The sequence below is a fragment of the Clostridium nigeriense genome (assembly GCF_050585265.1).
GTDB classification, from domain to species: domain Bacteria; phylum Bacillota; class Clostridia; order Clostridiales; family Clostridiaceae; genus Clostridium; species Clostridium nigeriense_B.
Genome location: NZ_JBNOOE010000003.1, coordinates 211,017 through 224,015, shown reverse-complemented (window position 1 = coordinate 224,015; position 12,999 = coordinate 211,017). Strand labels below are relative to the sequence as shown.

The following is a 12,999-nucleotide window of genomic DNA, read 5'->3' as shown; positions in this document are numbered from 1 at the left end:
CCCCCTTTTTAAATTAATTTCTAAAAAATAATCATTAAATTTAAATATTTAATAATTTATTACAAATTATTATACATCTCTTTTGCATATTTTGTAATGTTTTTTTATCCAAATTTTTCGACAGCATTTTTATTATGTTTATTAATGTAATAAACTTGTCGATACTATTTTAACTTCCTTGATTTTTTATACCAAATTCTCTTTTAAGCTCATTTAGAAAAAATTTTTAATCTTTCATTTAAAATCCACTTTATTTTACTCCTTATAGCATATAACAGGAGTTCCTGCCTCAATATTTTCATATACTTTCTTAGCTAGGCTTAATGGAGAATTAACACATCCATGTGTTCCATTATTTTCATAAATATTATTTCCAAAAGAATATCTCCAACTAGCATCATGAATACCTATATTTCCATTAAACGGCATCCAATAACTAACCTTTGACTCATATCCTTGTCCCCTTAATACTGCATCTCTTTGTTTATAATTAATCATATATGTTCCTAAAGGTGTAGAATAACCCTTTCTTGGGTCTCCTGTAACTATGCCACCTTCTGCTATAACTTTGCCATCCTTATAAAACCATAAATATTGTCTTGTTATATTGATTTCAACATAAGTATTTCCAATATCATCCTCTTCTCTATATAATCCCTTTTGCGAATATATTGGTTCTTTTTCTAAATTAGCTCCTAATTTTATATTTTCTATAAGCATTTTTTCTTCTGCAACTGAATTAATCTTCCAACCATAATATCCACCATTTACATCAACTATCTGTCCTGTTGATGTATTAAATTTCCTTGTAATCCCAACAGTATTATAATTTTTACTAAGCTTTGCTATGTATTCTTCTAAAGCTTTTTCATTAATAACAACATTTAAATCTTCATCTAACTTTAGCCAATTATTTATTATATCACCATTTAGCTCTTCTTTTTTTTCAGCAAATAGATAGGTTATTTTTGTAGATACATACTTATTTAATAAATCTCTTGTCTCTATTGTCTTATCAGAGTTAGAAGTATATTTAGGGTTTTCATAACATAAACTTTTTTCTAAATCTACTATTTTTTCTCCATGTCTTATATTTTCAATTAAAATTGTAATTAATTTATCCTTATTAATTTTATTTCCATAAACTTCAGACTCTATTTCATATATGCCATTATTATATTTAAAACTAACATCTACAGGCTCTACAATTCCTTTATTTATAATATCCATATCATCGACTATTTTAGTTAAAGTTTCTTCATTAAAATTAACTAAACCATCTATATAATAATCTTTTTCACTAAATAGTGATTCTATCCATTTAATTGAACTTTGATCCTTTTTAATATAGTTAATTATATTTTTATCTTTATAAGTAAGTTCTATATCTCTTCCATTTATATCTTCACTTCTCCCATCTCTACCAATAATTTGTAAACTATAATTATTTATATATGATTCTAAAATTTCATTAGCTTCTTTATAGTTTCTCAATGATAAATTTACTCCATTAATCTCAGTATTAAAAAAGAAATGATTTATAAAATATATTGAAGTTATTAAATATATAAGTAATATAGATGAAAGTATTATTACTAGGTTTCCAATCAGTTTATTTTTTTTTAATTTATCTAAAAATTCTTTTACCATAACCTTTTACCCTTCTAAAATATAAATTAATAGCTAATCTATAATATGTTTAACACTACAATTTTAAAACCCATACAATTGTTAATATCTTTATAGATTTTAATTATTAATTCAAATTAAAAAAGTAGACTATAAATATATTTATTACATTTATAGTCTACTTTAGAAATCTAGATTATTATATTATTTAATTTTCATTAATTCTATCTATATATTCCTTCATTAAATCAGCTGAATTAATGAACTTTTCCTTTTCTTCATCAGAAAATTTAATATTTAATACTTTTTCTACACCATTTCTACCTACTATTGTTGGTACACTTAAATACGTATCTTTTACTCCATAATAATCATTTAATAGTGTTGAAACTGATAAAATAGTTTTCTCATCCTTTAAGAATGCCTCAACAATTCTTGTTAAAACTGCTGCAACTGAAAATGCTGTTGCTCCTTTTCTATTAATAACTTCGTAAGCAGCATTCTTCACATCATCTGCTATAACTTTTTCTGTAGCCTTATCCCATTCTATTGATAATTGCTCTGAAAAATCTTTTATTGGAATATTTCCTATAGTTAGTGATGACCATGGTACAAATTCACTATCTCCATGCTCACCTAAAACATATCCTTGCACTATTCTACCATCAACTCCAAAGTACTTTCCAAGTAAACTTCTAAGCCTAGTTGTGTCTAGAACTGTTCCTGAACCAATTACTCTTTCCTTAGGGAATCCTGATAACTTATATGTCATATAAGATAGTATATCAACAGGATTTGATACTACTAAAAGTATTGCATTTGGACTTAATTTAGCTAGAGTTGGAACAAAACTTTTAAAAATTTTATAATTCTTATCTACTAAATCTAATCTTGTTTCTCCTGGTTTTTGAGCAACTCCAGCAGTAATTATAATTAAATCTGAATCTTTCGTGTCTTCTAAAGATCCTAATGTAACATTACAAGGACTAGATAAGGAACTTCCATGCATTAAGTCCAGAACTTCACCTAATGCTTTTTCTTGATTTATATCATTTATAACTATTTCTCTAGCAACTTCCTTTTGTAATAAGGCAAAGGCAGTTGTTGCTCCAATTGATCCTGCGCCAATAATTGATATTTTACTCATATTTATACACCTTCATCCTTTTTTAAGAATATTCTTTATCTATATATTATATACTAAATAATAATTATTATCAATTTTATTACTTAGTATATTTTATGTGATTTTTATAAAAAAAATCTAGTAACTTTTGTAAAGTTACTAGATTCAAAACTACTTAGCTCTTAGTACTTCAATTTTATATCCGTCAGGATCTGTTACAAAGTAATATGAAGGCTTAGTTCCTGGTAATCCCTTAAACGGTGTTACTTCATATCCTAGAGAAATATGTTTTTCTCTCATTTCTTCTAAATCCTCTACTTCTACAGCTATATGACTAAAACCATTTCCTAATTCGTATGGTTTTTCTACATCATAATTATAAGTAAGTTCTATTTCATAACCGCCCTCTTCATTTGATAAATAAACAAGACTAAATTTATGCTCTGGAAATTCTTTTCTTCTAGTTTCCATTAATCCTAAAGCTTCTTTATAAAATTTTAATGACTTTTCTAAGTCCATTACTCTGATACAAGTATGCAACATTTTTACTGACATGTTGTGCCCTCCTAATTAAAAATTTTTATATAATAATTATATTAATTAAATTTAAATTAATCAACTTATATTAAATTATATTGGAATGAATTTACTTTTAATGCTTTTTGTCATAAAATTAATTTACACATATATTTTAAATAACGTCTTTTGGAGGATATAATGAAAAAAAAAGTATTTTTATTTTTTATGTTTTTTTTATTATCTTTAAACTTAGCTAGTTGCACACAATCTGAATCCCTTACTGAAGATAATTCCAATAACCAAGTAGAAAGTACATTACCATCAGAAGAAACTCAAGAGCCTGAAGTTCCAACTGTTTTCGAAGCTCTAGGTAAAACATATTCTTCTTCAAAAAATTTATCAGAAATTAAAATAGGCACTAATATTTATGATGATCAACAATCTCTACACTATACTCCTGGAGAATATAAAGAGCTAGATTTTACTAATGACTTACTATATTTATATTTAAATGAAGACTCATCTGTATATAACTATTTAGTTTCATATGATACTACAAGTGAAAATGGATATATTCCAATTACTAACGAAGATAGGGAGAAGCTTATTAAGGATCTAAATTCTTTAAGAGAACAAATGGAGTTATCATCAGGGCAAAAAATGGTAGTAAGACTAGATAAAGTTACTTATGAAGGTCCAAGCTCTGAAACAAATACTGGTGCTACATTTAAAATACGTGTTGCAATTTCTAGAGTTGGAGCTACTGTAGTTCCTTGGAATTACTTTACTGTTACAATCTTTGAAGAAGGAAATAAATTATTTGCATATTTATTTTAACTTTTTATAAACTAACATAAAATAAGGTAGAACAGTATTTGTTCTACCTTTTTATTCCTTTATCTCACAGTGAATATATTCTTCTACCTTATCCCAAGGAACTACAAACCCTTGTCCCTTTGAACAAAATACAGAACTAGATGAGTATTCTATATCTGCATTTTTATTATATCCTAACCTTTCTATTACCTCTTCTGTATTGTGACATACATCATACCCATCAAAAATTAAATTTATACTACCTTTACCTTTAGTAAAAGTAAGAATTTCCGAGCTATAATCCATAAAAGTAGATACTGGCCCTCTCCCAGTAATAGTAACTTTATTTAACCTTGTTTCTGGTGGATTAAAACTTCCATTTAATTTTTGAATATCAGATATTATTCTACCCATATAATCTAACTCAACATCTATCTTAAATTTATAATAAGGCTCTAAAAGAATATTTTCATTTTTTTCCAAACCCTGTCTAATAGCTCTAAATGTTGCTTCTCTAAAATCTCCACCCTCAGTATGCTTATTATGAGCTCTTCCAGTCAGTAAAGTAAATTTTATATCTGTAATTGGAAATCCCGTTAACAGTCCATGGTGATCTTTTTCAAATATATGTGTTTTAATTAAGTTCTGATTTCCTGTAGTTAAATCATCTGCATGACATTTATTTTCAAAGGTTATTCCTTCTCCCCTATTATTGGGTTCTAACTTCAAATGAACTTCTGCATAATGTTTTAACGGCTCAAAATGCCCATATCCATAAGTTACATTTTCTATAGTTTCTTTATACAGTATTTCACAAGGTCCAAAATCTATCTTTAAATTAAACCTTTCATTAACTACTTCTTTTAATACTTCTAATTGAATTTTCCCCATAATAGAAACTTCTATTTCCTGTAAAACTTCATTCCAGATAACATTTAATGATGGATCTTCACTTTCTAATATTCTAAAGTATCTTAATACATCTTTCACGTTATAAACCTTATCAAATATAACCTTCGACATTAATGTAGGTACCATATTAAAGTTTACATCATCTTTTAATAATCCTAACCCTTCACCAGCTTTTGCACTGGTTAATCCAGTAACTGCAAAAATATCCCCTGCTGCTACTTTATCTACAGTACTAAATTTACTTCCATTATATAGTCTTATACTACTTATTTTTTCTCTTATTTCATAACCTTTCCCATAAGAAACTTCATCTCTAACTTTTAAACTTCCACTTAATGCTTTTATAAATGTAAGTCTTGTTCCATTCTCATCATATTTTATTTTATAAACTCTACCTGAAAAATCAATTTCTTCATTGTAATTACTAATAGTTAACTCATTAAAAATACTCAAAAATTTATCTATTCCTTCATCTTGAAGGGCACTTCCAGAAAAGCAAGGAAAAATCTTACCCTCTTTTATAAGAGTTTTTAAACTTATAATCCAATCCTTTTCATTATAATCTCCATTAAAATATCTTTCTAAAAGAACATCATCTCTTTCCGAAACAAACTCTATTAACTTATCATCTAAATCATTTAATTTGCTTATATAACATAAATCATTAGTTAAGTTTTCTCTTATTTTTTTAATTATTTTTTCTAAGCTCGCCCCTGTTCTATCCATTTTATTAATAAAAAAGAAGGTTGGAACATTATATTTTCTAAGCAGAGACCAAATAGTTTCAGTATGCCCTTGAATACCTTCCACTCCACTTATTATTAAAATTGCATAATCTAATATACTTAGTGCTCTTTCCATCTCTGAAGAAAAATCTATATGTCCTGGAGTATCAATCAAATAATAAGTTGAATCCTCTATTTCAAATATAGCTTGGTCAGAAAATATTGTAATTCCTCTTTCCCTTTCTATATTATGTATATCTAAAAAAGAATTTTTATGATCTACTCTTCCTCTATTCCTAATGCTATTAGTATGATAAAGTACCTGCTCTGAAAATGTTGTTTTTCCTGCATCAACATGAGCAAGTATTCCTATTGTCTTTTTCATCTTATCACCTTTTCCAAATTTATATATTAATATTAATTATATCATGTATATTTTAAATAACATATTTTTGCTTCATCACTTCATAAAATTATCATCTATATTTCAAATGATTATTTATTTTAAAATATAAATAAATTATTTATTAAAAGTTTTTAAAGCTTATACTATCTAAATATTAATATTTTGTATATAATAAAATAGAAAACATTATTAATTAAAAATAAAAAATATATTTATGAAAGGTAAAGGTAATTTCAACAATGAGAATATATCTACTTTAAAATAATTTTAGTGCATATAAAAGCAAATATTTAAGGCTTTTTTGTTATGTACAAATTTATGGAGAGTAGATTATTGACAATAGGTTTATTTGTGTTGCCTTTTTATATGTCTATAACTCTCTCCTATTCTAAGGAGGGATTTTTTTATGCAACTAGCATTACTAAACAATATAAAAAAACATTATGGAGATAAATTAATTTTAGATATAAAAAAACTTGAAATATTAAAAAGAGATAAAATAGGCTTAGTAGGAGCCAATGGTGCTGGCAAAAGTACTCTTTTAAAAATATTAATTGGTGAAGAATACGCTGATGAAGGAAATATCTATTTAACTAAAAGTTATGCTTATATTAGCCAAATAGATAATTTTAAAAAAGATTGCTCTACTAGTAAGATAAAAAGCTTATTAAAGGCACCAGAAGAATATAAAGAATATTTATCTGGTGGTGAAAAAGTAAAGATTAAAATTTCTAATGCATTAAGTGAAAATAAAGAGCTTATAATAGCAGATGAACCTACTTCTAATTTAGATAGTAAAAGTATTGAAACCTTAGAGGAAATGTTTAAAACGCATAACGGTTCTTTGATTTTAGTTTCTCATGATAGAAAATTTTTAGATGCCTTATGTAATACTATATTTGAAATTGAAGATGGAAAAGTTAATGTATATAAAGGAAATTATTCAAAATATCTAGAACTGAAGAAATCAGAAAAAGAAAGAGAAATAGATGAATATAATAAATATATAAACGAAAAAAATAGACTTGAAGAAGCAATTGTTATTAAAGAAAAACTTAGAAATAATATTAGAAGAACCCCAAAACGAATGGGCAACTCAGAAGCTAGACTTCATAAAATGGGAGGTCAAAAATCTAAAAAAAACTTAGATAATAATATTAAAGCAATTAAAAGTAGAATTGACCATTTAGAAATAAAAGAGAAACCAAAGAATGAAAAAGATATAAAAATAAATGTAATAAGTAATTTAGAACTTACTTCTAAAAATCCTATTGAAGTAAAAACTCTAAACCTTACAGTTAATGATAAGACTTTATTATCAAATGCTAATTTTAAGATAAAAAAAGGTAGGAAAGTAGCTTTAATTGGTAAAAATGGCTCTGGTAAAAGTACTCTTCTAAAAGAAATAATTAAAAATGAAAATGAAAGTATTAAAGTTTCTAATAATGCTGTTTTTGGTTTTCTTGATCAAGAACAAAACCTATTGAATCCAGATAAAACTATATTAGAAAACATCCAAATTGACTCTTCGTATTTGGAAAGTTTTATTAGAACAAATTTAGATGGCTTTGGATTCAAAGAAGATGCTGTATATAAAAAAGTCTCTATTTTAAGTGGTGGAGAGAAAGTTAAAGTTGCCATTTGTAAGCTACTACTTTCTGATAATAATATTGTAGTCCTAGATGAACCAACTAATTATCTAGATATTAAATGCATGGAGGCTCTAGAAAATTCTTTAATAAATACTAATAAGACACTTTTAATTGTATCTCATGACAGAAAGTTTATTTCTAATATTTGTAACTATATTTTAGAAATAGATAATAAAACAATAACTCAATTCGATGGTAGTTATGATGAGTATTTAATATTTAAAAATAAACCTAAAATAAATAAAGATGAAAAAGTTCTTCAAGAAAATAAAATGCTTTTAGAAAATAAGCTTTCTGAAATTATATCCTTATTATCTTTTGAACGAAATTTAGGAAAAAAAGATTTATTAGAAAAAGAATATTTTCATCTCTTAAATAAAATTAAAGCTCTAAAATAAAAATAAATGGATAGATTTATGTAAATCTATCCATTTATTATTTTATTCAAAGAAAGCTTTTGAGTATTCTACTGTACCATTAACTCCATTAAGAGCATTAGGTATTAATTCTAAAATCATATAAGCTTCATCTGGTACCTCAAAAGGAGCTTTAATACCATAATCACTAGCTTTTTTAAATCCAAACTTAGGATAATAATTTTCATGTCCTAATACAACTATAGATTTATATCCTAATTCTATAGCTTTTTCTATAGCCTTATTTATTAAACTTTTTCCTATACCTCTCTTTTGATAATCTGGTAAAACTGCTACGGGAGCTAAGGCTAAAGTATCGAATTCTCTATTATTCTCTTTTATAAATGCCTTAGTTAATAATATATGTCCAACGATTCTATCATTATCTTCTGCTATCAAAGATAGTTCCTTTACAAATTCAGCACTTTTTCTAAGTCTTCTAACTAAATTATGCTCGTCCTTATCTGTAAATTCAGCAGTTTTAAAACTTTCTTCTATTACTTTTTCAACTTTTTCATAATCTTTTGTTTCTTCTTTTCTTATTATTATCATTTTATACCTCTAAATTCATAGCTAGTTTATAATTCTTATAAAGCAGAATTATAAATCTATCCTAACTTTATATATACTTATTAAAATAATTGAAATAAAACCAATTACACAACATATAATTAATCCCATTTCTAATGAATAATTTGAAGCAACTCCTATTATAGGATTTATTCCAGCTGAAATAACACTTCCTATCATAGAATAAATAGATAATACTGTTGCTCTATCAATTGAAGTTATAGACTTATTTTCAACATCTAAAGAAATTGGACTTATAAAAGCCATACTTGTAGATATTAAAGCAATTCCACTAAAAGTTATAATAAAATTATTTGTAAATATTAAAATAAACGAACTTATTAATATAATTACTAATAATATTATTATAGATTTTATTTGTCCTAACTTATTAGTAATTTTATAAGACTTTACTGAAAATAAACTGATTATTTGAATTACTGCTAATAAAACGCCAAAATATTTAATATCAATATTACTTCTTATATAAATATTTTGATTTAAAAATACAGTGATACTTTGAACAACTTCAGATATAAGAGCTATACCACCAATAAAGAATAGCATTCCCCTTTTCATTAAAATATTTTTAATATTTTTTACTATTCCTACTCTTTCTTCACCTTTTATATTTATATCTTTTAAAAATAAGGATATAAAAGAAGCAAAAGCATAAGGTATTATAGTAAAAAATGCAGATAAATCCATTGATATATTTATTATAAATGTAGACATAAATGATCCTAATAAAAATCCTAAATTTGAAAAAAATTCATATTTAGCAAAAACTCTTTCACTATTTTCTTTCTTATCTAGAGAAAGATAAAGTAATGTAGAATCACATCCTGATAGACCTGATATTGCCACTGCCAATAGTAATCTTTCGAATAAAAACATATAAAATGAATTTGCTTTAAAAAATATTACTTTAGACATTAAGAATATAAAATTAGCTAAAACCAATGTTTTCTTATATCCAAACTTATCTGCAAACACTCCCCAAGGAATTTCTAAAAATATTATCACTATCATGTAAATTGATTCAATTAAAAATATTTGTGATATAGATATTCCTCTATTCTCCCTATATATAGTTGCAATTGGTGCATAAAAAACAAAACCTTGTAAAAAAATAATTATGTTTAGTAAATGTATATTAACTTTTTTATTCAATTTAACAATCCTCCTAAAGACATAAGAAATAAACCTTCCTAAAAAGGTTATTTAAAAATGAATTTAGGTTTTGTTAAATCGGTCTAAACATCCTTATTTTCCTCCACGTAATATATATTATCTTAAATTTTTATTTAAATATCTCTTTTTATATCTAATATTTGCATATTTACTAACTTTACTTATAACTTGATAATTCGTAACACTTCCAACTACTCCAATAATAGGAATACCTTGAATAAATTTTGCTATTAATAATGTATTAGATAATACTTTTGAAGTATTCTTAATTTCTAAATCTAAAGAAGAATTTAAATCTACTCCAATAGTTATGTTATTTTCTATTTTGTTTATTTTCTCATTATAAATTAACTTTTCCTCTTCACTAGTTAAAGCTACATTAATTAAATTTAATATATAAATTTTTTCATAATCACTTTCATAATCAAATCCATAACTTAAAGCTATTTCATAAACAGATTTTAGAATCATTCCAATAAATAAAGGAATATCAGGTAATCCAATTCCTAAAATCCCCAATCCTCCACCTTCAATAGTTGAAATTGTGGAATTTATAAGTTTACTTTTCTTTCCTTGAAAGTCCATAAGCTTTAAACTTTTTCTCGTAAGTCTCTTATTTAATGAATAATTATTAATATCATGTTCCAGTTGAATTTTATCTTTGTCATATAGTTTTTCTATATATTTACTTCCCTTTTGAAATACTAACTTAAAACCATTATAAAAGGCAGTTTCTAATGTTAATTTTAATTTTTCAGGAATCTTATCTTCTATTTTTTCTGATATTGGATCTAATTTACTTTTAATAATCCTGTTTCTTTTTTTATTTATTAGCTTGTTTTCCTTTTTATTTAACTTATTAATTTCCTTTTTAATTATTTTACTCATAATTAACCTTCTTATATATAATTCAATTTAATTCTATACTTTTTTTCAGCCACATGTCAATTAATTACTATCTTTAAATCTTATTACTTATAAGTTAATAGATACTATGAAAGTATCTAATTTTATATTATTTTTAATCATATTAAGGAAACACTAATATAGACAACTTATCCTAGGAGGTAGTTTAAAATGGATAATAATAAGCATAGACATAAAGACCGTCCAAAATCTAATGCAGAACTTAGAAAAATGTATTCTGAAGCTGGCGCAGAAATAGGAATTGAAAATGGAAAAAAGAAAAGCGCTCATGCCAATGGTAAAAAGTTTACAAAAAGGTCAAAATTATCTCATAATAAATAAAATTATTGCTAATACTTCAAACTTCTTAAAGGCTGTTGCAAAAGCAACAGCCTACTAAACAATATTTTTATCTATTTAATTATTTATTAAAAGCAATAATATAATGATTTTAAATATATTTTTTTATTAACTTAATGAACTTTTTCTTTCCTATTTTTAATACATCATCTTCTTTAAGTGTTGCATCTAAGTCTTTAATTTTTTCTCCATTCAGCTGAATTCCACCTTGTTCTAGTAATCTATTAAACTCTTTTTTACTAGGTATATATTTCTCATTTAATAAATCATCAAGTATATCTCTTAAATTACTTCCTGTAAAATTTAAACTTGGAATATTATTTGGTATAGCTTTTTTTGAAAAAGCAGTACTGTAAAATTCTATTGCTTCATTTAATTCTTCCTGTGAATGATATAACCTAGTTATTATTTTTGCTAATTCTAACTTAATATCTCTTGGGTTTTCTCCATTTTCAAGTCTTTTACTTACTTTCTCTATTTCATCTGGATGTTCATCTGTTGCTAACTCAAAGTATTTTATAATTAATTCATCTGGTACTTCCATAACCTTCTTAAACATTATATTAGCTGGTTCATTTACACCTATATAGTTTCCTAAACTTTTACTCATTTTTTCTATTCCATCTAATCCTTCTAATATTGGCATAAACATAGCAATTTGTTGTTCTTGTCCCCTTGCCTTTTGTAACGTTCTTCCCATTAATATATTAAAGGTTTGGTCAGTTCCTCCAAGCTCTATATCAGCTTCTAGTGCTATAGAATCATATGCTTGCATTAATGGGTAAAAAAACTCATGAATTCCTATTGGAACATTATTTTTATATCTTTTTTGAAAGTCATCTCTTTCTAACATTCTAGCTACAGTAGTTGTAGCTGCTAGCTTTAATACATCATCAAAGTTTAATTTTGATAGCCACTCACTATTAAATTTAACTTCAGTCTTATCCTTATCTAAAACTTTAAAAATTTGCTTTTTGTAAGTTTCAGCATTTTTTAATACTTCTTCCTCAGTTAATGCTTTTCTTCCTTTAGCTTTTCCTGTTGGATCTCCAATCTTACCAGTAAAATCACCTATTACTATAATTGCCTTGTGCCCTAAATCTTGCATTTGCTTTATTTTTCTCAAAACTACAGCATGACCTAGATGTATATCTGGTGCACTTGGATCAAGACCTAACTTAATAATTAATGGCTTATTATTTTTTATAGATTTTTCAAGTTTTAATTTAAGCTCTTGTTCACTAACTATCAAGCTTGCTCCCTTTTTAATAATTTTAAGTTGTTCCTCTACTGTTTTCATCATTTTTAACACTCCTCTTATATTTAAAAATATAAGCAAGTTCTATAAGAATAATATACTAAAGCTTTTTGGATAATTTAGAACTTAATTGATTTCTGAAAATAAAAAAACTCCCGCCCCTTATTTCTAAAGGACGAGAGATAAATCTTCGTGTTACCACCTTAAGTTCATAGACAATTCACATTGCCTACCTTTTCAAGTACTCTAGATTTACTAGGTAATACTCTAGCACTATAACGTGTGCAAGGAAACCGTCACAGCCTACTAGGTGCTATCTTTTAAATAACTCCATTTGGTATGAAGCTCAAAGATGTATTCATAATTAGCTTATCTTGCACCTCTCATCAACCGGTAACTTTCTGTAAGTCTTACTAATTACTACTTCTTCTTATCATAGCTTTTTACTATCTTATACTCCGAACCATATTAAATAATTCTTAGTTATGCTTATTCATTAATATGGATTAT

Annotated in this window: 11 protein-coding genes and 1 other annotated feature; of the genes, 3 read left to right on the top strand and 8 right to left on the bottom strand. The window is 25.5% G+C overall.

Going from position 1 to position 12,999, the window contains the following annotated elements:
• Positions 1 to 255: 255 nt before the first annotated feature.
• The 3 genes from ACQPVP_RS04615 to gloA all read right to left on the bottom strand — a co-directional run bounded on the left by ACQPVP_RS04615 (position 256) and on the right by gloA (position 3,310).
• Positions 256 to 1,650: a L,D-transpeptidase family protein gene (locus tag ACQPVP_RS04615; protein ID WP_430847687.1), complete on the bottom strand. Its 1,395-nt coding sequence runs from the start codon at positions 1,648 to 1,650 to the stop codon at positions 256 to 258.
• Between the two features lie 187 nt (positions 1,651 to 1,837).
• Complete coding sequence (locus ACQPVP_RS04610; RefSeq protein ID WP_430847685.1) at positions 1,838 to 2,776, bottom strand: L-lactate dehydrogenase; 939 nt, start codon at positions 2,774 to 2,776, stop codon at positions 1,838 to 1,840.
• Positions 2,777 to 2,926: 150 nt separating this feature from the next.
• On the bottom strand, positions 2,927 to 3,310 hold the full coding sequence (gene gloA / locus ACQPVP_RS04605; RefSeq protein ID WP_430847683.1) for a lactoylglutathione lyase: 384 nt from the start codon (positions 3,308 to 3,310) through the stop codon (positions 2,927 to 2,929).
• Between the two features lie 162 nt (positions 3,311 to 3,472).
• On the opposite strand from gloA, the gene ACQPVP_RS04600 reads away from it, so the two are divergent.
• Positions 3,473 to 4,111, top strand: a complete 639-nt coding sequence (locus tag ACQPVP_RS04600; protein ID WP_430847681.1) for a hypothetical protein — start codon at positions 3,473 to 3,475, stop codon at positions 4,109 to 4,111.
• Between the two features lie 51 nt (positions 4,112 to 4,162).
• Here ACQPVP_RS04600 and ACQPVP_RS04595 read toward each other — a convergent pair whose 3' ends face one another.
• A complete protein-coding gene (locus tag ACQPVP_RS04595; protein WP_430847679.1) occupies positions 4,163 to 6,112 on the bottom strand; it encodes a GTP-binding protein in 1,950 nt (649 codons plus the stop codon).
• A gap of 427 nt (positions 6,113 to 6,539) precedes the next feature.
• Between ACQPVP_RS04595 and cplR the strand changes: the two genes are divergently transcribed.
• The gene (gene cplR, locus ACQPVP_RS04590) at positions 6,540 to 8,183 is read left to right on the top strand and encodes an ABC-F type ribosomal protection protein CplR (RefSeq protein WP_430847677.1); all 1,644 of its coding nucleotides are present in this window, start codon (positions 6,540 to 6,542) and stop codon (positions 8,181 to 8,183) included.
• A 42-nt stretch (positions 8,184 to 8,225) separates the two neighbouring features.
• Here the strand turns inward: cplR and ACQPVP_RS04585 are convergent, their stop codons facing one another.
• From ACQPVP_RS04585 to ACQPVP_RS04575, 3 genes are all read right to left on the bottom strand, one after another.
• Positions 8,226 to 8,753: a GNAT family N-acetyltransferase gene (locus tag ACQPVP_RS04585; protein WP_430847675.1), complete on the bottom strand. Its 528-nt coding sequence runs from the start codon at positions 8,751 to 8,753 to the stop codon at positions 8,226 to 8,228.
• Positions 8,754 to 8,801: 48 nt separating this feature from the next.
• Entirely contained in the window at positions 8,802 to 9,944 is a 1,143-nt protein-coding gene (locus ACQPVP_RS04580) for an MFS transporter (protein ID WP_430847673.1), read from the bottom strand.
• A gap of 117 nt (positions 9,945 to 10,061) precedes the next feature.
• Entirely contained in the window at positions 10,062 to 10,853 is a 792-nt protein-coding gene (locus ACQPVP_RS04575; RefSeq protein WP_430847671.1) for an EcsC family protein, read from the bottom strand.
• 189 nt (positions 10,854 to 11,042) lie between these two features.
• On the opposite strand from ACQPVP_RS04575, the gene ACQPVP_RS04570 reads away from it, so the two are divergent.
• Positions 11,043 to 11,213 (top strand): hypothetical protein, encoded by a 171-nt coding sequence (locus ACQPVP_RS04570; protein ID WP_430847669.1) that lies wholly within the window; start codon positions 11,043 to 11,045, stop codon positions 11,211 to 11,213.
• Between the two features lie 109 nt (positions 11,214 to 11,322).
• On the opposite strand, the gene tyrS is transcribed toward ACQPVP_RS04570, so the two are convergent.
• Entirely contained in the window at positions 11,323 to 12,534 is a 1,212-nt protein-coding gene (tyrS, locus tag ACQPVP_RS04565) for a tyrosine--tRNA ligase (protein WP_430847667.1), read from the bottom strand.
• 123 nt (positions 12,535 to 12,657) lie between these two features.
• Positions 12,658 to 12,935 (bottom strand) — a binding site (T-box leader).
• Positions 12,936 to 12,999: the final 64 nt, after the last annotated feature.